The organism is Brucella lupini (genome assembly GCF_002252535.1).
Classification (GTDB): Bacteria; Pseudomonadota; Alphaproteobacteria; order Rhizobiales; family Rhizobiaceae; genus Brucella; species Brucella anthropi.
In genome coordinates this window covers 1-20,219 of sequence record NZ_NNRN01000065.1, presented here as the reverse complement: position 1 = coordinate 20,219, position 20,219 = coordinate 1, and the positions used below count along the sequence as shown (strand labels likewise).

Genomic DNA, 20,219 nt, shown 5'->3' with positions numbered 1-20,219 from the left:
TTTCGGGATGCGCTTTAGAGCATTGCCGCAAATTGCGTCAACTGCCGATGTGCTTGTGCGCCCCACGCATTTCGGCGAGCTTCACCTGCTTCTGGCGTTCTGCGTAGCGGGCGCGATCTTCCGGCGTGCGCTCGTCATAACAACCGGCACAGGAAACGCCTTCCTCGAAAAACTGTGAAAGCTTGTCCTCCGGCGAAATCGGGCGGCGGCAGGCACGGCACAGTTCGACATCGCTTTCAGCAAGGCCATGGCCCACGGCCACGCGCTCGTCGAACACGAAGCACTCGCCGTTCCACATGCTGTCCTCACGCGGAACTTCCTCAAGATATTTCAGGATACCGCCCTTTAGATGAAAGACATCGTCGAAGCCCAGCCCCTTGACGAAGGCCGTTGCCTTTTCGCAGCGAATACCGCCTGTGCAGAACATGGCGATCTTCTTGCCTTCCAGCTTGTCGCGGTTCTGCTCGACCCATTCGGGGAACTCGCGAAAAGTCTTGGTCTGCGGATCAAGCGCCCCTTCGAATGTGCCGATGGCATATTCATAATCGTTGCGCGTATCGACCACGACGGTGTTCTCATCGGCGATGAGTGCGTTCCAGTCCTGCGGCGCGATATAGGTGCCAACGCTTTTCAGCGGATCGATGCCATCGACACCCATGGTGACGATCTCACGCTTCAGCCGCACCTTCATGCGATGGAACGGCATTTCGGTCGCATGGGAATATTTGAGCTCCGGGTCAGCCAGACCGGGGATAGCCGTGATGTGCTGCACCAGCTTTTCAATTGCCTGGGGTGTGCCTGCAACCGTCCCATTGATGCCTTCCGCCGCCAGAAGCAGCGTTCCCTTGATGCCATTCGAGCAGCAAAGCTTGGCAAGCGGCTCGCGCAGGCTTTCATATTGCGGGAGCGGCGCAAAGCAATAAAGGGCGGCAACGGTGAAAGGCAAATTGCTCATCGGTTCTATCTTCTTTGAAAACTATCCCGCAACTAATCCCCACAAACGGCGAATTCAAGTCAACTTTATCCTCATGCGACCAAGACGCCCCAAAATCCGCCTCGAAGACCACTTTTCGAGGAGAGAGATATGTTCGACAGCCAGACAATTGCAGCCCTGACGACAATGGCAGATGAGACGGAGATTAACCCGGCGGCTTTGCTGGCAATTGCGGAAGTGGAAAGCGGCGGGAAGGCGCTATTCGATATCAGCGGAGGCAAAGAACCGGCCATCCGGTTCGAAGGGCATTATTTTGACCGCAGGCTGTCCGGTCGTCTACGCGACTATGCCAGAACCAACGGCCTGTCGGCACCAGTTGCAGGCCAGATACGCAATCCGAAATCGCAAGCTGCGCGCTGGCTTCTGCTTGAACGTGCGATGGGCTTGAGCAAAAAGGCAGCGCTCGAATCCACCTCCTGGGGGCTGGGGCAGGTTATGGGTGCGCATTGGGAATGGCTTGGTTATGCCACCGTCGATGAACTTGTGGCGGAAGCACGCGGATCGATTGCCGGGCAGGCGCGGCTGATGCTGCGCTTCATCGAAAAGGCAGAGCTTCTCGACGTGCTGAAGGCCCGTAACTGGCGCGAGTTCGCCCGACGCTATAACGGTCCGGCTTTCGCCCGCAACGAATATGACAAACGCATGGCCGAAGCCTATCAGCGCTGGCAAAAGCGGCTTGAGAACTTTAAAAGAGCCGCGTGATCAAGCCTTCTTCAATGGTGGACAAACCGACGAAGGAGATTTAAATCGATTTATCCACTCAAACAGCCGAGCAAGCCGATGTCCCAGAAAACCGATCTTCTCGTCCCCATCATGACAGGCCAGCCGGTCATTCCGGTTCTGTTGATCGACAAGGTGGAACATGCTGTTCCGCTGGCACGCGCGCTTGCCAAAGGCGGATTGCCCGCCATCGAAATCACCCTGCGCACGGCTGCGGCACTCGATGCCATCCGCGCGGTCGCATCGGAAGTGCCGGAAGCAATCGTCGGTGCCGGGACGATCCTCAATGCCAAACAATATGAGGATGCAGCGAAGGCTGGTTCGCGCTTCATCGTCAGCCCCGGCGCAACGAAATACATCGTCGCTGCCGCCAATGACAGCGACGTGCCACTTCTGCCCGCCGCCATCACACCGAGCGAAATGCTGGCGCTCCGCGAGGAAGGCTATACCCATTTGAAATTCTTCCCCGCTGAACAGGCTGGCGGCGCATCGTTCCTGAAGGCGCTGTCCTCTCCGCTGGCCGGAACCTTCTTCTGCCCGACAGGCGGCATCAGCCTTGCAAACGCCAGGAATTACCTGTCGCTGCCGAACGTCGTCTGTGTCGGCGGCTCGTGGGTTGCACCGAAAGAACTCGTCGAGGCTGGCGACTGGGGTGCAATCACCGACCTTGCAAGCGAAGCAGCTGATTTGAAAAACTGAGTAAGATCAAACGCGAATGAGAAAAGGGGCCTCGAAGGCCCCTTTTCTTTTGGTTTGTCATCGTTTGGATGGCGATCAGTTGGTTTCCGTGAACTTGGCCACCGTCAGGAAGGTAACGGCATTGCCGCTGAACTGGTTGGCGCGTTCGGTCGGCAAATTGCCACGCTGGAAACCTGCCGTGTAGACCATGGCCGGTGCGGAGCGCATCGCATCGTTGCGGAGGACCGGATTGGTCACCGGTATGGCGCTCGACACCGATTCCGTCGACATGGCGACTTCCGAAGCTGGCATTACCGCAGGCTGGACAACTGCACGCGGCTTGGACTGGGCCTTGGCTACATAACGCCCGCCCTTCGCGGTGGTACGAACACCCGTCTCGGCTGCCTTGCCAATCGCTGCAACCTGTTTATGGACTGCGGCAGAAGCAGTGGCTGTCGGCTTTGCCGGTGCCGTGCGGGCAACCGAAGCTGTCTGCACAGCTGCCGGAGCCTGTTTTGGCGCAGCGTCTGCAACCTGCTTGCTGTCATAATAATCGTCAGAAGGCGGTGCGATCAGTTCGCCGATCTCATCCCTCTTGGAAAGCAGGGCAAGCTGCGTGTTGGCACGCGGCGCTTCCTTCGGCAGCGGGAACGCTGCCGTTTCGCCCGGCTGCGGCACAGCCGCATTGCCTGCATCGGCAAGCTGCGTCGGTTCGGCCTGCTGGCTATTGACCAGCGCGGCAATCGCATCCTGACCGTTTGTAGCAGGGCTTTCACCCGGACGCGTCGGACGCGCTGACGGCACCACCGCAGCTGCAAGCTGCATATTATCCGTTTCAAGCTGCGGGCGAGCCGACGGGATTGGCACAAAACCATTCATCAGCGGCGAAGGCGTGCCAGCATCGGCAACCTGAACCGTATTCGCATCCACGGCGGCACGGGCGGCAGCTGCCGCATCGGCGGCAGGTTCGGCTGCGGCGAGTGCAACGGCATCCTGTGGCGCCATTGCGGGTTTGCGAGCCGGGATAGGAACGTTTAGTGCGGCGACCGGGACTTCGGCTGCGGCCTGTGCATCAAGGCCCGTTTCCGGACGCGGTGCCTGTACCGGAAGCGGAGCATCGCGGGCAGGCAGAGCAGCAACCATAGTTTCACGCGGCTGCTGGACCGGCTCTTCCGGAACCGCTGCCGGAGCCTGACGCGCAGGCGCTGCACGAGCTGGCCGTGCCGTGGCCGGCGGGGCGCTCACATCACCAGTGTCTTCTTCTTCGTCGGCACCGCCGCCAAACAGCGCACCGAACAGGCTCTTGCTGCGACGCGGCGCGGAATTGCTGGCCATCAAGATCTCGCCGCCACCGGCCTTGCGCTTCTCGATCATGGCCAATGCCTGCTCATAGCCCGGCAACGGCTTGCCGTCTGCGGGAAGGTGAGCGGTCTTGCCATCCGGGAAGAGTGCGAGCAGTTCGCGGCGGCTCATGCGCGGCCAGGAGCGAACATTGCCAACATCCATGTGGACGAATGGCGAGCCGGAACGCGGATAATAACCGACGCCACCGATCTGATAGCGCATGCCGATGCCGCGCAATTTTGCCAGAGGTACGCCGGGAATATAGAAGTCCATCGCTCGGCCGAGCATATGCTGGCTCTTCTTGGCAACGCCGGTCTTCGCGGAACGCGAGCGCAGCATGGCATTGGTGGCCGGTGAACGATAAGCGGAAACGACGGTGATATACTGGCTCGATCCAGTGGAGCGATAGACCTGCCAGACCAGATCGAACAGGCGCGGGTCCATCTTGGTCGGCTCGTTGCGGCGCCAGTCTCGCAGGAAAACGTTCAGCTTCTTCAAACCCTGGGCGTCAAAGCGACCGTTTCTCTTGAAGACGATTTCCGCTTTTTCACCGGTGTGAACGTAATAAAGCTTGAGAGAGCGGGTTTCAGCCGAAGCCTGCGAAGGAGACAGCGCCATGAGAACCGCAGCAGCGGCAAGGGCAGACGGAACGGACATAGATGCCTTCATCCCGGTCCAAACCTTCGCAAAGCGCGCTTTAATGGTCGATATGCTGTTCATCGAATCGTATCGCCTTACCGTTTTTCCGCCCCAGAAGCATTCTCCAGGCATCCCTCGGGACTTTCTTTGTGGTGCCACAAAAAGCCTGCGTCCCAGTTCCGCTCGAGCTCCGATTGTCGGATTTAATGGTTAATGGACGCTTAGTGAACAACAAATGAGGAAACACCATGGCAAAAAAGCCACACACGCGCATCTATTTTTGTCATGGTTAAAAAATTATTAACAGTCTTTAATCGGCAACAGTACCTGCCAAGCGTGACAGCCAATCTATTATAAACGACTAAAATTCAATTGGTTACGCAGAGTTTCATCAACTGGCAGCACGGTTGAAAGGGGTCGTTTCCCCCTCCTCATCGGCACCCGGCCCCTTGCCGGAAATCGACGTCACATCGATGCCATATTCCTTCAGCTTCCGGTAAAGTGTGGTTCTTCCAATGCCCAAACGACGAGCAACTTCACTGATTTGCCCGTCATAATGAGCAATCGCGAACCGGATCATTTCTTCTTCGGCTGCGGCAAGCGTGCGTACCTCGCCTGCCCCATCGATCCCGCTGAACAAGCCCGACTGACCACTCACCGTCGGATCGTGATCGACAAGGTTGAACCGAACCGATTGCTGCACTGCCCTTGCAGCCTCTGCCCCCGCACCGATCTGTGCGAAATCAGCTGCCGTCAGTTCGCCAGTCTCGCAGAGAAGGACGGCACGATAAACGGCATTTTTCAGCTCCCGCACATTGCCGGGCCAATGATAGGTCTTCAGCTTTTCCAGCGCATGGGTGGTGATGCCGGTGATATGCCCCATCCGTTCTTCGCTGACATAGCGCATCATGAACTGATGCAGCAGGATCGGAATATCTTCCAGACGGTTGCGCAACGACGGCATAGCAATGGCAAAGGAGCCGAGCAGATGGTAAAGCCCTGCATGGAAGCGCCCCATATGGACAAGATCGGCCAGAGGGCGGCTGTTCGATGCCATGATGCGGGCGTTGGACAACGTGCGCTCGCCTCCGCCGCCGGCCTCAAACTGGCCGGACTGCATGGCGGCAAAAAGCTTGATTTGCGTGTGGCGTGGCAGCGCACCTACCTCATCCAGAAAGAGCGTCCCACCATCGGCTTCCACGAGTTTTCCGAGGCTGCGGATGACATCATCCTCGCGGCGGTCACGCCGTGCAGTCGAAACGCCGAAGAAAACTTCGTCGGCATTGTCGACGGTCAAGGTGCGGCAATCAACGGTCACGAAAGGGCCACGCCAGCGGGCACCGCCGCTGCAAATAGCGCGCGCCAGTGTTTCCTTGCCGCTGCCGGGCTCTCCTTCGATCAGAAGCGGTGCATCCAGCGCCGAGGCCCTACGTGCCAGAATGCTGACCCGCTCCATTTCCGGGCTTTTGATCGCCATGTCGGAAAGTGTCAGATGAGCTTTCAGGGATGAGCGGGCGCGGCGGATTTCCTGCGTCAGCGCATCGATCTTCAGAACATTGGAAACCGAAACCTGCACACGCTCGAAGGCGACCGGCTTGGTCACAAAATCGACCGCGCCCATTTTCATTGCCTGCAGAACCGGCTGGAGATCATCATTCTGAACGAGAACAATAACGGGAACATTATTTCCAGCTTCGCGCATCCGGCGCAAAACGGTCAGGCCATCCATGTCCGGCATCGATAGATCAAGCAGCATCAGGACGATGTCCTTACGCTGGCTTACGAAACCGAGTGCGCTTGCTCCACCGTCAGCAAGAATGGTCCGATAGCCCATGCGCATGACTATCGCTTCAAGATTGCGCCGATGAATCGGATCGTCATCCGCTATGAGTATGCGCGTGGCCATTAACAGCTATCATCAACCTATGGAGTTCCCACGCCCAAAATACTTAAACAGTTTAAATGTCTCATATTCCAGGCGCGTTATTTGGAGGCAAGCCTTCGTCGAATGCAAGGTACTAAATGTACCTAAGCGTCCCATTCACAAAAATTGTATCCTGAATCCACTTCCTGATTCAGGTATTTGCTTTTCTGCAATCTACCACGGGACAGGCCATCACAAAATTTCGAGGCGCTTTTCCCACCTCTTGGCGATCCTGGCAAGACATGCGAGAAGAGGCCTAGTAGAGCGGTTCCGGTTAACGCGGAATCGTGGAACCGCTCTATCTCTTTGTTTGTACGCATTATCCGACGAAAAACCGTTTCGCACTTTTTCTGGAAATGCTCTTGGAGAATGTTCATGACCCGCTTTTCAGAATCCGTTTCCTTCAACAAGGTTTTGCACGCACCGGCCAGTGATGCGGTTGCTGCCGAAACGACTGACCTCGGCAACCTGCCGGAATGGAATCTGGGCGATCTTTATCCGTCTGCGGACAGCGCAGAACTGAAAAACGATATCGAAAAGGCGATGAAGGACGCTGCAGCCTTCGAGGAACGCTGGAAAGGCAAGCTCGGCGACGAAGCAGCCAAGACCAATGGCGGCAATTTTGTCGATGCAATCAGGGAATTCGAGGCTCTCGATGAGCTGATGGGCCGTATCGGCTCCTTCGCGGGCCTCTACTATTATGGTGACACGTCCGACCCGAAGCGCATGAAGCTTTTCGGCGACGTACAGCAGAAGCTGACCGACGCCAGCACCCATCTCATTTTCTTCGGCCTTGAACTGAACCGCATCGAGGATGCAGTTCTCGAAAAGGCGATGAGCGACAATGCGGCCATTGGCCATTACCGCCCATGGCTGACCGATCTGCGTATGGACAAGCCGTACCAGCTTGATGACAAGCTGGAGCAGCTCTTCCATGAAAAGTCGATTACCGGCTACAGCGCCTGGAACCGGCTGTTCGATGAAACGATGTCAGGGCTTCGCTTTGAAATCGATGGCAAGGAACTCAGCATCGAGCCGACGCTGAACATGCTTCAGGACGCCGATGGGGCCGTGCGTAAAAAAGCCTCCGATGCACTGGCAAAGACTTTTGCCGCCAATCTGCGCACATTCACGCTGATCACCAACACGCTCGCCAAGGACAAGGAAATCTCCGATCGCTGGCGCGGTTTTCAGGATATTGCCGACAGCCGCCACCTTGCCAACCGCGTCGAGCGGGAAGTGGTGGACGCGCTGGCCAAGGCGGTGGAAGACGCCTATCCACGCCTTTCGCACCGTTATTATGCCCTGAAAGCCAAATGGCTCGGCCTCGAAAAGCTTGAAAACTGGGATCGCAACGCGCCGCTGCCGGAAACGCCGCAGGCGCTTATCTCGTGGGATGAAGCGCGTGAAACGGTGCTGTCCGCCTATGGCAATTTCGCGCCGGAAATGGCCGCAATCGCCAAGGATTTCTTCGACAAGAACTGGATTGACGCGCCGGTGCGCCCCGGCAAGGCGCCGGGCGCTTTCGCGCATCCGACCGTGCCGTCTGCGCATCCTTATGTGCTGCTCAACTATATGGGCAAGCCGCGCGATGTGATGACGCTTGCCCATGAGCTTGGTCACGGCGTGCATCAGATTCTGGCTGGCGGTCAGGGCGCGCTGATGGCCTCAACCCCGCTGACGCTCGCCGAAACCGCCTCGGTCTTCGGCGAAATGCTGACCTTCCGCTCGCTTTTGGAGCGGACGAAGGACAAGCGCGAACGCAAGGCCATGCTGGCCCAGAAGGCTGAAGACATGATCAATACGGTCGTGCGCCAGATAGCCTTCTACCAGTTCGAACGTCGCGTCCACACCGAGCGCCGCGAAGGCGAACTGACCGCAGAACGCATCGGCGAAATCTGGATGGATGTGCAGCGCGAAAGCCTTGGCGATGCCGTCAATCTCAATCCGGGTTACGAGACCTTCTGGACCTATATCCCCCACTTCATCCATTCACCGTTCTATGTCTATGCCTATGCTTTCGGCGATTGTCTGGTGAACTCGCTTTATGCGGTCTACCAGAACTCGGAAAAGGGCTTCCAGCAGAAATATTTCGACATGCTGAAGGCTGGCGGCACCAAGCACCACAAGGAATTGCTTGCGCCGTTCGGTCTGGATGCAAGCGATCCGGATTTCTGGAGCAAGGGCCTGTCAGTGATCGAAGGCATCATCGACGAGCTTGAAGCCATGGAAGACTGAGCACTTGCGTGACTCACCAAAGCAATAAGCCGCTTATCCTGTTCCGGGATGACAAGGCGGGCCGCGATGTGCTTTTCACGGCCCCCTCATCGATCATTCGCGCCGACACACCTGATGAATTTGAACCCGCATGGGATGCGATGCAGGCGGCCCATAATGCCGGAAAATGGCTTGCGGGTTATCTATCCTATGAAGCCGGCTATCTTCTCGAACCCAAGCTGAAGCCGTTGCTGCCAGAGGGACGCAATGCCCCGCTTCTCTGCTTCGGCGTGTTCGATGGCCCTTCCGACCAATCGATGCACGGGCGCAGCGAAGACAATGCCACCTTTCTGCGCGATCCGGTCGAGCAATGGTCGTTTGACGACTATGCGCCCCGCTTCGAACGCTTGCACCAGCACTTGCGCGAAGGCGATTGCTATCAGGGCAACCTCACCTTTCCGATCCATGCGGAATGGGGCGGCGATCCGCTGATCCTGTTCAACATGCTCGCAAAACGTCAGCCGGTTCGCTACGCGACCTATTGCGATCTTGGTGGACCGATTGTCCTGTCGCGTTCGCCGGAACTTTTCTTTGAAGTCGACGGCGACGGGTGGATTGAAACCCATCCGATGAAAGGCACCATGCCCCGCGGTGCGACGCCTGAAGAAGACGAGCAGAACCGCCAGTTTCTGCTGAACGATCCGAAGAATCAGGCCGAAAACCGCATGATCGTTGATCTGCTTCGCAACGATATTTCGCTTGTCAGCGAAGTAGGATCGCTCGATGTGCCGGAACTCTTCCGCATCGAAACCTATCCCACCGTCCACCAGATGATCAGCCGCGTGCGGGCCAGACTGAAAGAAAACCTGCCATTGCGCACGCTCTTTGCAGCCCTTTTCCCGTGCGGCTCGATCACCGGCGCACCAAAGATCAGCGCCATGGAAATCCTGCGTAAACTGGAGACCGGGCCGCGCGACATTTATTGCGGCTCGCTCGGCTGGATCGAGCCAAGCGGGCGGATGCGTTTCAACGTTGCCATTCGCACGATCTCGCTTCTCGATGAAAATCGTGCAATCTTCAACGTCGGGGGTGGCGTGGTCTTCGATTCCACGGCGCAAGCGGAGTATGAGGAATGTCTTCTGAAAGCACGGTTCGCAGCACTGTCGAGCCACACGGGGCGCAGGCCGTGATCATGGAGCCGGATTATCAGCTGATCGAAACCATGCGCTGGGAGCCGCTCTCGGGCGTTTTACGCTTCGATTTGCATATGGCACGCCTCGAAAATTCCGCCCGTGAACTCGGTTTTTCCTGCAATATGGAAGCTGTCCGGCAGAAGGTTTCAGAAAGCGGAACCGGTGAGCAGGCCCTGAAGCTGCGGCTGACACTTGCGCCCGATGGCGTGGCCACCGTCTCGACCATGCCTTTTGAACCACTCTCCTGCCAGACGATCTGGCGAATCGCGATTGCCCGCACGCACCTTGATCACAATGATACTCTGTTGCGCCACAAGACGACGCGACGGCAGGCCTATATCGCAGCACGCGAAGAGTATTCGACGGCAGAGATCGACGAAGTCATTCTGCTCAATGATCGCGGCGAAGTCTGTGAGGGAACTATTACGTCAATATTTCTCGATGTAGGCGGCACGACCTGCACGACGCCCGCCCTGTCATGCGGCCTCCTCGACGGGGTTCTGCGCCGTGAATTGCTGAACAACAATATTGTCGAAGAGGGTATCGTTACCGTCGAAACGCTCAAAAATGCGCGCAACATTCTCGTCGGCAATTCGCTGCGCGGTATGATCCGGGCACAGCTAATCGAGGCTTAAAAAGCCAATCCGCATTAAACATGTATTGATGTCATAGGCTTGTGACGTTTCTTTCTTTCTATGAAGTTGTGTTATCGTTCCCGCGCATAAGCTAAATCGGGCTAAGGATAACCCAACACCGCAATTCTGCGGCACCTCAGAGGAAGAAAATGGCGAAAGCGAAATGGCAAGTCTATGGCGAGATAACCGGCCCCGTCATCATGATCGGCTTTGGGTCGATCGGGCGCGGTACCCTGCCGCTGATTGAACGTCATTTCAAATTCGACAAGTCGCGCATGGTCGTTATCGATCCGAGCGAAGCCAATCGCAAAATCCTCGATGACAAGGGCATCCGCTTCATCAAGGAAGCAATCACCAAGGACAATTACAAAAAGGTTCTTGGACCTCTCTTGAAAGAAACGGAAGGCCAGCCTTTCATCGTCAATCTTTCGGTCGATACCGGATCACTCGATCTGATGCGTTCCGCCCGAGAGCATGGCGCGCTTTATATCGACACCGTGGTGGAACCCTGGCTCGGCTTCTATTTCGATGAAGAAGCTGACAATGCCTCGCGCACCAATTATGCGCTGCGCGAAACGGTGCGCGCTGAAAAGCGCAAGAATCCCGGCGGCACGACCGCGGTTTCCTGCTGCGGCGCCAATCCGGGCATGGTCTCGTGGTTCGTCAAGAAAGCGCTCGTCGATCTTGCGACTGAACTGAAGCTCGATTTCACCGAACCGGCAGCGGATGATCGCCACGGCTGGGCAAAACTGATGAAAAAAACCGGCGTCAAGGGTATCCACATCGCCGAACGCGATACCCAACGCGCAAAAGAGCCGAAACCTTTCAACACATTCTGGAATACATGGTCCGTCGAAGGGTTCATCGCCGAAGGCTTGCAACCGGCAGAGCTTGGCTGGGGCAGCCATGAAAAATGGATGCCCAAGAACGCCCGCAAGCAGAAGAAGGGCAACAAGGCAGCGATCTTCCTCGAACAGCCGGGCGGCAATACCCGTATTCGCACCTGGTGTCCGACGCTCGGTGCGCAATATGGCTTGCTCGTCACCCACAATGAAGCGATCTCCATCGCCGATTTTTTCACGCTGCGCGACAAGAAGGGCAAGCTCGATTTCCGCCTGACCTGTCACTACGCCTATCACCCGAGCAATGACGCCATTCTGGCCCTTGATGAAATGTTCGGCGCAAGCGGCAAGGCACAGCCGGTGCAGCACGTTCTGGAAGAGCATGAAATTCTGGACGGCAGCGATGAACTTGGCGTGCTGCTCTATGGCCACGACAAGAATGCCTATTGGTACGGCTCGCAGTTGACCGTAGAGGAAGCGCGCAAACTTGCGCCTTATCAGAACGCGACTGGCCTGCAGGTTTCCTCAGCCGTTCTGGCGGGCATGGTCTGGGCGCTGGAGAATCCGCACAGCGGCATCGTCGAGACCGACGAGATGGATTACCGCCGTTGCCTTGAAGTCCAGATGCAATATCTGGGTCCGTTGAACGGTTATTACACCGATTGGACACCGCTGGAAGGTCGCGGCCATCTGTTCAAGGAAGACCTCGATACCAAGGATCCGTGGCAATTCCGGAATATTCTGGTTCGCTAATCAAGCTGGCCCGGCTTCGACCGGGCCATTCCATGAGGAATATGTGCGTTTATCGATATTTGCCCGCAATACGATAAAGCTGGCTGTAAGCCGGTTTCCTGATCTGATGGCTCTGATCTGCGGACTTCTGGTCTTGCCCTGGATTCTAGGTGTGCCGGGGCATCCCAGCCAGACGGTGCAGTTTGGATGGACGATCGGGCTAATCTCGATTGTCCTCTATCTCGCTCTCTACCAGTTAACGAAATCCATTGCCTCCATGGTCTCGTTCAAGAACAATACTGCGCTCAAGCACTATCTTCGTCGCGCACTTTCAGCGTCGTCGGTGATCGTCGCCGTCATGATGTTTATATCGGCAATGCTGATTTTCGGGTCGTGACAGCGAAACGGAAAGATCGGGCACAGCCTTCCACTCTGCGCGGCGATCTTGCATCATTGTCAACAAATCGACAAACGGAGGCCCATTCCTCACAATGAGGGCTTGTTTTCGTGCAAGTTTCAATACATCAAACTAACCATCCCCGAGCGGTTCCAATCGGCACGGAATCGTTGAAGCCGCTCTAAATACTTGGTTTTACGCATTTCAGACGCCAGCCATTTCGCAGTTCTGGCCCGAAAATGCTTTAATGGAGAGCATGGATATGAAACGCTTCCGCATCATTGCCCCTCTTGCAGTCATGTCGCTGGCGTTGGCCGCGTGTGAAACGACTGGCCCGGTCGGCGGCAATGTCCCGACCGTATCCCGCGCCCCTGCCGGCATCGAAGGCAGCTGGGTCGATCCAAACGGCATCGTCTCGTCGTTCAACGGCGGCATTTTCGAGACCCGCTCCACTGACACAAACGAAAAGCTTGCCGAAGGCAACTACCGTTACCAGTCGCCGCAGCTTGTCGAGATCGACATGCGTTCCATCGTGCGCGGCACATCGTCAAAAGTGAACTGCGCACTTGTTTCTCCGACGCAGCTCAACTGCACGTCGTCGTCGGGTTCGCGCTTCTCCCTGACACGGCGCGCGGCAGCATAAGCACCCGATATCTTGCGTAAGTTTCAAATATTTACGGCGCGAAAAACATTCGCGCCGATAGAATTGCGCCAGCGGCAATTGTCAGGATTGTAATTTGTCTTTTTTTCTCTAGTTTTCCGGCTGAACAGGAGTCGGAAGATGAGTGAGATGGATAAAGTGCAGGAGAAGCCCAGCCAGACAACCAAAACTGAGGTGCAGGCAAAACTGCCCAAGGTCGGTGTTCTGCTGGTCAATCTCGGCACACCGGATGGCACGAGTTACGGCCCGATGCGCCGCTATCTGGCCGAGTTTCTCTCGGATCGCCGCGTCATCGAATGGCCGCGTCTTATCTGGTATCCGATCCTTTACGGCATCGTTCTCAACACTCGCCCGAAGCGTTCCGGCAAGCTTTACGACCGCATCTGGAACCGCGAGAAAAACGAATCTCCGCTGCGGACCTATACACGCGCGCAGGGCGAGAAGCTTGCCGAGGCGCTTGCCGACTATCCGAATGTGGTCGTGGACTGGGCAATGCGCTATGGCCAACCCTCCATTGAAAGCGTGACCGACCGTCTGCTGCAGCAAGGTTGCGAGCGGATCGTCATGTTCCCCCTCTATCCGCAATATTCGGCAACGACGACAGCGACGGTGAACGACAAGTTCTTCGAAGCGCTCATGAAAAAGCGCTTCCAGCCAGCGGTGCGCATCGTCCCGTCTTACGAGACGGAACCCGTTTACATCGAAGCACTGGCCCGCTCCATCGAGAAACATCTGAAAACACTTTCCTTCAAGCCGGAAGTGGTCCTCGCATCCTATCATGGCATTCCGAAAAGCTATTCGGACAAGGGCGACCCCTACCGCCAGCAATGTCTTGAAACATCGCGCTTGCTGCAGGCCCGGCTGGGCCTTGATGACAGCCAGTTTCGCTCCACATTCCAGTCGCGCTTCGGCCCGGAAGAATGGCTCCAGCCTTATACCGACGAAACGGTGGAAGAACTGGCCAAGCACGGGGTCAAGTCGATGGCCGTTCTCAATCCGGGTTTCGTGGCCGACTGTCTGGAAACAGTGGACGAGATCGGCAATGAGGCTGCTGAAGAATTTCTGGAAAACGGCGGCGAGAGTTTCAGCCATATTCCGTGTCTCAACGACAGCGAAGACGGCATGAAGGTCATCGAGACACTGGTGCGCCGCGAATTGCAGGGATGGGTGTAAGGCAATAGGCGATTAGGGCAGTATGTTTGCCGCGCTAAAGCATCTATTGTCATATTGCCCTACTGCCTTAATGCCTTAAAAGGGAAACAATCAATGACCGGTTTCGATATCACGCTGCTCATTCTGGCCGCACTGGTTCTGGCAACGCTGTTTGCCGGTATCAAGACCGTGCCGCAGGGGTTCAACTACACAGTCGAGCGGTTCGGACGCTATACGCGCACCCTCAATCCCGGCCTCAATCTGATCGTGCCATTTTTTGACCGCATCGGCGCGCGCCTCAACATGATGGAGCAGGTGCTTGATGTGCCGACGCAGGAGGTCATCACCCGTGACAACGCCATTGTCGGCGTTGACGGCGTGGCTTTCTATCAGGTGCTGAACGCAGCACAGGCAGCCTATCAGGTCGCGAACCTGCAATATGCGATCCTCAATCTCACCATGACCAACATCCGTACCGTCATGGGTTCGATGGATCTCGACGAGCTGTTGTCGAACCGCGATGCGATCAATGATCGTCTGTTACGGGTCGTCGACGAAGCTGCCCATCCGTGGGGCCTCAAAATGACCCGCGTGGAAATCAAGGATATCAATCCGCCGGAAGATATCGTCACCTCGATGGCGCGCCAGATGAAGGCAGAGCGTGACAAGCGCGCGCAGGTTCTTGAAGCCGAGGGCGACCGCAACGCGCAGATTTTGCGCGCCGAGGGTCAGAAGCAGTCACAGATTCTCGAAGCTGAAGGCAAGCTGGAAGCGGCCAAGCGCGAGGCAGAGGCACGCGAGCGCCTCGCGGAAGCCGAAGCGAAAGCCACCACCATGGTTTCCGATGCGGTTGCCAGCGGCAATGTACAGGCGCTTAACTACTTCGTTGCGCAGAAATATACGGAAGCTCTCAGCAATATTGCCAGCGCCAAGAACCAAAAGGTCGTGCTGATGCCGCTTGAGGCGAGTGCCCTTATCGGCTCGCTCGGCGGTATTGGTGCAATTGCCAAGGAAGTCTTTGGTGATGGCAGCAGGCCGGTAGACCCGGCACCGCAGCCGCCGACCCCTTCCCGCCCGCGCAGCGTTCCGTCCGCAGGGCGCTAAAGCTGCTCAAAAAAAGGAAGAGAGGGCGCCATGATTATCGAATTTCTGTCCGGTCTTGGCATATGGAACTGGCTCGTTTTCGGGCTGATCCTGCTCATTCTGGAAATCTCTGCACCCGGCTTCTTCTTCATCTGGTTCGGGCTTGCAGCACTTGTAACCGGTGCGCTCGCCTTTCTCTTGTCTTCGACGACAGGGTTTGGCTGGCAGTTTCAGACGGTTGTGTTTCTGGTTCTGGCCGTCATTTTCGTGCTGGTGGGGCGTCGCTTTTTTGGCTCACGCAGCACCGATGCAGACGAGCCCTTACTCAATCGTCGCGGCGAGCAGCTGGTCGGCCAGCGCGCGACATTGACCGAACCGATCATCAATGGTCGCGGGCGTATCCGTATCAACGATACGATGTGGCGCGTGAAAGGCCCTGATCTGCCAACCGGAACAGAAGTCCGCGTTGTGGCTTTTGATCCGGTCTCGCTGGAGATTGAAGTGGCAGAATAAGGCAGTAGGGCAATATGTCTGCCCTACAAAACATAATGCCTCAATGCCCTATCAAGCAGCGCCGATCCGCAGCAGGTCGTGGAAATGCACGAGCCCGATCGGGCGCCCGGCCTCGGTGACGATCAGTGCGCCGATGTGATTTTCATTGATGGTGTTGAGTGCCGCCGTCGCCAGCATGTTCTGGTCAACCGTCTTGGGCTTGCGTGTCATGACGTCGTCAACTGCCAAAGCCGCAAGGTTTCGGCTCAGATTGCGCGATATATCGCCGTCTGTGACGATGCCTGCCAGATCACCACCACCGTCGACAACCACAACACACCCAAAACTCTTCTGCGCCAGAACCTTCATCGCGTCCGGCAGAGAGGTGCCCACTTCCACCAGCGGGAGGCGTTCGCCGCGATGCATGATATCGCGGATATGGATAAGACTTGCCCCCAACGAACCACCGGGATGAAATGTCTTGAAGTCACTCGGGGTGAAGCCGCGCGCTTCCAGAAGTGCTATTGCCAGCGCATCACCGATGGCAAGCTGCATCATGGTTGAGGTCGTGGGCGCCAGACCATGCGGGCAGGCCTCGGCAGTTTTCGGCAAGAGCAGCACGACATCCGCAGCACGACCAAGCGCAGAATCCTCACGTGAGGTAATCGCGATCAATGGAATGCGGAAGCGCTGCGAATAATTGACGATCCCCTTCAATTCTGCCGTTTCACCCGACCATGAGATGGCCAGAATAACATCGTCGCGGTCGATCATGCCGAGATCACCGTGATTGGCTTCCGCCGAATGAACGAAGAATGCCGAAGTACCGGTCGAGGCAAAAGTAGCAGCGAGCTTGGAGCCGATATGACCGCTCTTGCCGACGCCCGTAACGACCAGACGTCCGCGCGAGGCGACGATACGCTTCACCGCTTCGACAAAGGGGCCGGAAAGGCCGTCATTCAGCGCTTCTTCAAGCGCTGCGAGGCCCGCATTTTCGGTCTTTATGGTGCGCAGCGCCGAAGCAATAGTCGCTTCCGCATCTGCCGGAGGGATGATCTGATCGAGCTTTTCCATGGCGGCAAGGGTTAACTTTTTCACAGTCGGTTGTCCAAACATTTGTGCAGCGAGCATCGCCATGAATTCAGCCGCAGCAACCAAGAATTAACCATGTGCCTTTACCGTTCATCTACCACGTTGCGACGGTTTGAAAACACGACATGCTATTTGCCAAGACCCCTTCTGGCGGTTCGACGCCCATTGCCCGCAGGCTGCAATGCCTGTTTTTGTCGGGCGTGGCGATAGCAATCTGGCATGGTTCTGCATTTGCTCAGGAAGCCTATCTGCGCGGAAGCGTTGCCGAGGACGTGCTTTCAGCCTCCTCGCCGGAAACGCTCGCAAATCGCGGGCTTGCCGCGCCCGGATATGATGACGGCGCCAGCGAGACGACCGACGACAGTTATACCCCGCCTGAAAACACGACAGCGGCAGATCCGACCACGACAACACAAACCGCTCCGACCGTTCCCGTGCCGCAGGACCGTCAGCCGCTTCGACCCGACAATATTCGTGTTGGCTCGGTCGATACCGACGCAAGCGACGAAACGGGCCGGGCACAGCGCGAAAATCTCCGGCAATCGCCCGAGCAGGGGCGCAGCTCCACGCAGGAGGTCGATCCGTTCGCGCCGGTCGGCATTCGCACCGGTTCGTTCATCCTGCGACCGTCGCTGGAACAGGGTATCCGTGTCACGACCAACGGCGACAACAGCGCAAGCGGTTCCAGCGCCGTTCTCAACGAAACCACGTTGCGGCTCAATGCACAGTCGGACTGGGCGCGCCATCAGGCAACACTCGACGCTTCGGGCACATGGGCCAAGTCTATTTCGGGCGAAGACGTTTCCGAACCGCAGGTCGATATTCAGGGCAAACTGCGTTTCGATCTCGGTGACCAGACGACCGTCAACACTGGCGCAGGCTATCGGCTGCGCCGCGAAAGCGCGTCAAGCCCGAATGGGGTCGTCGGCGCATTGCAACGGCCTCTGGTTCACACACTCAATGGAAGCCTCGGCGTCGAACGAGACATGGGCCTGATCTTCGGCAGCGCAACCGGACGGGTCGAACACGATATGTACGGCGATGCGGAACTATCTTCCGGCGGCACGGTCACCCAAAAGGACCGTGACAACACCTATGCCAGCATTACGTTGCGCGGCGGTTTTAGCCTGTCCCCGGCGATCAAGCCCTTCACGGAAGTTGAACTGGGCAAGCGCATCTTCGACGAAAAGGTAGACAGCAACGGCTATGAACGCAGCGGATCGCAATTTGCACTGCGCGGCGGCATGATGCTGGATATGGGCGAGAAGCTGAACGGCGAATTCGCCGCCGGTTACATGCGCGCCAACAGCGATGATTCTCGTCTTGGCGATATCAGCGGACCGTCGATCAATGCAGCGCTCAACTGGTCACCGCTGCGCGGAACCGATGTGAGCCTCTATGCGCAGACAATGGTCGATACTTCGACCACGCCCGGCATTGCAGGGTCGCTCCTGCATTTTGCCAGCCTCGATGTGACGCACCGCATACGTTCAGACCTGAGCCTCAATGGCAGGCTCGACGCGAATATCCGGCAGAACAAGGATGGCACCGGAACCGATTACACGATCGGTGCGCAGATCGGGGCAACCTACTGGATCAACCGGTTTGTCGGGCTGGATGCGCGCCTGCGTCACGAATTCCTGACAAGCAAGATTTCCGATCGCGAATATACCGCCGACAGCGTCTATCTCGGCGTGAAGGTGCAGCGTTAGAGCATGTCTCCCGAAAGTGGGAACCGGTTTCGGGATAAAGACATGATTAAAAACAAACAGATAGAGAATTTCCAATGATTCAATTAAAACAGGAAATGCTCTAGAGTAGAGATAAAACGGCACCCCTTTCGGGATGCCGTTTTATCGTGAGTTTAAGCGAGCCAGAACAGAATACACGCCATGCCGAAGCCCAGAAGCCCGATAAGGGTTTCCAGAACCGTCCAGGTTTTCAGCGTTGTCTTGACGTCCATATTGAAGAAACGACCGACGAGCCAGAAACCGGAATCGTTGACGTGGGAGAGCATGACCGACCCTGCAGCAAGGGCAATCACCACCGCGGCGGTCTCAAGCCCGTGATATCCGGCAGCCTGAACGGCAGGCTGGATAAGCCCGGCAGCCGTTATCAGCGCTACCGTTGCCGACCCCTGTGCTACGCGCAAAATCGTTGCGATCAGGAAGCCTGCCACGATGACAGGCAGTCCTGTATCGGCGAACGCATTTGACAAGGCGTCGCCAATGCCGGAAGCACGCAGAACACCGCCAAACATGCCGCCTGCGCCCGTAATCAGGATGATGGAACACACCGGACCGAGCGCCGAATCGAGAATGCGTTCGACGCTGGCTGCATCTCTGCCGCGCCGTGGTCCGAGCACATAGGATGCCACCAGCACTGAAATCAGGAGAGCAACCGGCGTCGATCCGATCATTCGCGCCAGCTGATACCAGTTTGCATCGGCGCTGACCCAGCCTTGCGCGCGGGCAAAATCGAGCCCCGTATTGATGAAGATCAGAACCAGCGGCAGCAGAAGCAGCAACATGACCAAGCCGGAACTCGGAGGATTGACAGCTTCTTCTCCGTTTTTCCCGGCATCAAAACTATCGGGGATCGGAAGTACGATCTTCTTGCCGATCCATGCACCAAAAAGGTGCCCGGCGATGAACCAGACAGGTATGACGACCACGATCCCGACGAGGATGAGAAGCCCCACATCTGCACCCAGAAGCTCGGATGCAGCCACCGGGCCCGGATGCGGCGGCACGAAAACATGCATCACCGAAAAGGCCGCTGCGACCGGAATACCGTAGAGAAGCAAGCTTCCTTTCAGGCGCCGTGCGACAGTGAAGACCACGGGAAGCATCACGACCAATCCCGCATCGAAAAAGATGGGGAAGCCGAAGATGAGCGACGCGATGCCAAGCGCCATGGGCGCGCGCTTTTCGCCGAACCGTCGGATGAGATCGTCGGCAAGTGCCTGTGCGCCACCGGATATTTCAAGCAACCGGCCCAGCATTGCGCCAAGACCGACCAGAAGTGCCACCCCGCCAAGGGTTGACCCGAAGGCGGAAGTGATTGTCGTCAGAATATTGCCTGCCGGGATGCCGGTCGCGAGCGCCGTCAAGAGGCTGACGATTATAAGCGCTACGAAGGCATGGACACGAAACCGGATGATGAGCAAAAGCAATAATAGAACAGCGCCCACCGCGATCGAGATGAGCGCGCCTGCACCCATCGTCTGCTGGAATTCCTGCATGCTTTATTCCTTATGAGGGGGAGGAACCTGTTTGACCGATTGCACCCAAAAGATGTTTCACACTTTTTTGGGTACGTACTAGGCCAAAAGCCTATTGTCATTGTCAAAAAAAGCAAGTTTCACGGAAATAATACCCGCGAATCGGGTAGGAGGGCATTTTAGGCCCTCCTCCCACACCAC

The 20,219-nt window shown here is 57.0% G+C and carries 17 protein-coding genes; 12 read left to right on the top strand and 5 right to left on the bottom strand.

The window, feature by feature from the left end:
• Positions 1-37 precede the first annotated feature (37 nt).
• A complete protein-coding gene (gene trhO / locus CES86_RS26585) occupies positions 38-955 on the bottom strand; it encodes an oxygen-dependent tRNA uridine(34) hydroxylase TrhO (RefSeq protein ID WP_012093546.1) in 918 nt (305 codons plus the stop codon).
• A 129-nt stretch (positions 956-1,084) separates the two neighbouring features.
• On the opposite strand from trhO, the gene CES86_RS26580 reads away from it, so the two are divergent.
• The gene (locus CES86_RS26580; RefSeq protein ID WP_094515857.1) at positions 1,085-1,696 is read left to right on the top strand and encodes an N-acetylmuramidase family protein; all 612 of its coding nucleotides are present in this window, start codon (positions 1,085-1,087) and stop codon (positions 1,694-1,696) included.
• A 78-nt stretch (positions 1,697-1,774) separates the two neighbouring features.
• Entirely contained in the window at positions 1,775-2,413 is a 639-nt protein-coding gene (locus CES86_RS26575) for a 2-dehydro-3-deoxy-phosphogluconate aldolase (RefSeq protein WP_094515856.1), read from the top strand.
• Between the two features lie 75 nt (positions 2,414-2,488).
• Here the strand turns inward: CES86_RS26575 and CES86_RS26570 are convergent, their stop codons facing one another.
• Complete coding sequence (locus tag CES86_RS26570; protein WP_094515886.1) at positions 2,489-4,405, bottom strand: DUF882 domain-containing protein; 1,917 nt, start codon at positions 4,403-4,405, stop codon at positions 2,489-2,491.
• 361 nt (positions 4,406-4,766) lie between these two features.
• Positions 4,767-6,281 carry a sigma-54-dependent transcriptional regulator gene (locus tag CES86_RS26565; protein ID WP_010660680.1) on the bottom strand — a complete coding sequence of 505 codons (1,515 nt, stop codon included), beginning with the start codon at positions 6,279-6,281 and terminating at the stop codon, positions 4,767-4,769.
• 393 nt (positions 6,282-6,674) lie between these two features.
• On the opposite strand from CES86_RS26565, the gene CES86_RS26555 reads away from it, so the two are divergent.
• From CES86_RS26555 to CES86_RS26515, 9 genes are all read left to right on the top strand, one after another.
• Positions 6,675-8,537 carry a M3 family oligoendopeptidase gene (locus CES86_RS26555; RefSeq protein ID WP_012093553.1) on the top strand — a complete coding sequence of 621 codons (1,863 nt, stop codon included), beginning with the start codon at positions 6,675-6,677 and terminating at the stop codon, positions 8,535-8,537.
• 8 nt (positions 8,538-8,545) lie between these two features.
• The gene (locus tag CES86_RS26550; RefSeq protein WP_094515855.1) at positions 8,546-9,706 is read left to right on the top strand and encodes an aminodeoxychorismate synthase component I; all 1,161 of its coding nucleotides are present in this window, start codon (positions 8,546-8,548) and stop codon (positions 9,704-9,706) included.
• Positions 9,649-10,344, top strand: coding sequence for an aminotransferase class IV family protein (locus CES86_RS26545; RefSeq protein WP_094515854.1), 696 nt, complete (start codon positions 9,649-9,651; stop codon positions 10,342-10,344). Before CES86_RS26550 ends, CES86_RS26545 begins: the two co-directional genes overlap by 58 nt.
• Positions 10,345-10,493: 149 nt before the next feature.
• Positions 10,494-11,939, top strand: a complete 1,446-nt coding sequence (locus CES86_RS26540; RefSeq protein ID WP_094515853.1) for a homospermidine synthase — start codon at positions 10,494-10,496, stop codon at positions 11,937-11,939.
• A gap of 43 nt (positions 11,940-11,982) precedes the next feature.
• Positions 11,983-12,315, top strand: a complete 333-nt coding sequence (locus CES86_RS26535; RefSeq protein WP_012093557.1) for a hypothetical protein — start codon at positions 11,983-11,985, stop codon at positions 12,313-12,315.
• Between the two features lie 262 nt (positions 12,316-12,577).
• On the top strand, positions 12,578-12,958 hold the full coding sequence (gene omp10, locus CES86_RS26530; protein WP_010660674.1) for an outer membrane lipoprotein Omp10: 381 nt from the start codon (positions 12,578-12,580) through the stop codon (positions 12,956-12,958).
• A 138-nt stretch (positions 12,959-13,096) separates the two neighbouring features.
• A complete protein-coding gene (gene hemH / locus CES86_RS26525) occupies positions 13,097-14,149 on the top strand; it encodes a ferrochelatase (protein WP_094515852.1) in 1,053 nt (350 codons plus the stop codon).
• 93 nt (positions 14,150-14,242) lie between these two features.
• Entirely contained in the window at positions 14,243-15,232 is a 990-nt protein-coding gene (locus CES86_RS26520) for an SPFH domain-containing protein (protein ID WP_094515851.1), read from the top strand.
• Positions 15,233-15,262: 30 nt separating this feature from the next.
• Positions 15,263-15,724 (top strand): NfeD family protein, encoded by a 462-nt coding sequence (locus tag CES86_RS26515; protein ID WP_010660671.1) that lies wholly within the window; start codon positions 15,263-15,265, stop codon positions 15,722-15,724.
• Between the two features lie 51 nt (positions 15,725-15,775).
• Here the strand turns inward: CES86_RS26515 and CES86_RS26510 are convergent, their stop codons facing one another.
• Positions 15,776-16,777 carry a KpsF/GutQ family sugar-phosphate isomerase gene (locus tag CES86_RS26510; protein WP_029929782.1) on the bottom strand — a complete coding sequence of 334 codons (1,002 nt, stop codon included), beginning with the start codon at positions 16,775-16,777 and terminating at the stop codon, positions 15,776-15,778.
• Between the two features lie 143 nt (positions 16,778-16,920).
• Here CES86_RS26510 and CES86_RS26505 point away from each other — a divergent pair, with 143 nt between their 5' ends.
• Positions 16,921-18,507, top strand: a complete 1,587-nt coding sequence (locus CES86_RS26505; protein ID WP_094515850.1) for an outer membrane beta-barrel protein — start codon at positions 16,921-16,923, stop codon at positions 18,505-18,507.
• A 152-nt stretch (positions 18,508-18,659) separates the two neighbouring features.
• Here the strand turns inward: CES86_RS26505 and CES86_RS26500 are convergent, their stop codons facing one another.
• Positions 18,660-20,039: a GntP family permease gene (locus CES86_RS26500; protein WP_010660668.1), complete on the bottom strand. Its 1,380-nt coding sequence runs from the start codon at positions 20,037-20,039 to the stop codon at positions 18,660-18,662.
• Positions 20,040-20,219 lie beyond the last annotated feature (180 nt).

Bases quoted from the DNA above. Each gene is read 5' to 3' on its own strand.
- CES86_RS26580 (WP_094515857.1), top strand. From the start codon at position 1,085: ATGTTCGACAGCCAGACAATTGCAGCCCTGACGACAATGGCAGATGAG.
- CES86_RS26565 (WP_010660680.1), bottom strand. From the start codon at position 6,281: ATGGCCACGCGCATACTCATAGCGGATGACGATCCGATTCATCGGCGC.
- omp10 (WP_010660674.1), top strand. From the start codon at position 12,578: ATGAAACGCTTCCGCATCATTGCCCCTCTTGCAGTCATGTCGCTGGCG.
- CES86_RS26515 (WP_010660671.1), top strand. From the start codon at position 15,263: ATGATTATCGAATTTCTGTCCGGTCTTGGCATATGGAACTGGCTCGTT.
- CES86_RS26555 (WP_012093553.1), top strand. From the start codon at position 6,675: ATGACCCGCTTTTCAGAATCCGTTTCCTTCAACAAGGTTTTGCACGCA.
- CES86_RS26540 (WP_094515853.1), top strand. From the start codon at position 10,494: ATGGCGAAAGCGAAATGGCAAGTCTATGGCGAGATAACCGGCCCCGTC.
- CES86_RS26510 (WP_029929782.1), bottom strand. From the start codon at position 16,777: ATGGAAAAGCTCGATCAGATCATCCCTCCGGCAGATGCGGAAGCGACT.
- CES86_RS26570 (WP_094515886.1), bottom strand. From the start codon at position 4,405: ATGAAGGCATCTATGTCCGTTCCGTCTGCCCTTGCCGCTGCTGCGGTT.
- CES86_RS26575 (WP_094515856.1), top strand. From the start codon at position 1,775: ATGTCCCAGAAAACCGATCTTCTCGTCCCCATCATGACAGGCCAGCCG.
- hemH (WP_094515852.1), top strand. From the start codon at position 13,097: ATGAGTGAGATGGATAAAGTGCAGGAGAAGCCCAGCCAGACAACCAAA.
- CES86_RS26545 (WP_094515854.1), top strand. From the start codon at position 9,649: ATGTCTTCTGAAAGCACGGTTCGCAGCACTGTCGAGCCACACGGGGCG.
- CES86_RS26505 (WP_094515850.1), top strand. From the start codon at position 16,921: ATGCTATTTGCCAAGACCCCTTCTGGCGGTTCGACGCCCATTGCCCGC.
- CES86_RS26520 (WP_094515851.1), top strand. From the start codon at position 14,243: ATGACCGGTTTCGATATCACGCTGCTCATTCTGGCCGCACTGGTTCTG.
- CES86_RS26500 (WP_010660668.1), bottom strand. From the start codon at position 20,039: ATGCAGGAATTCCAGCAGACGATGGGTGCAGGCGCGCTCATCTCGATC.
- trhO (WP_012093546.1), bottom strand. From the start codon at position 955: ATGAGCAATTTGCCTTTCACCGTTGCCGCCCTTTATTGCTTTGCGCCG.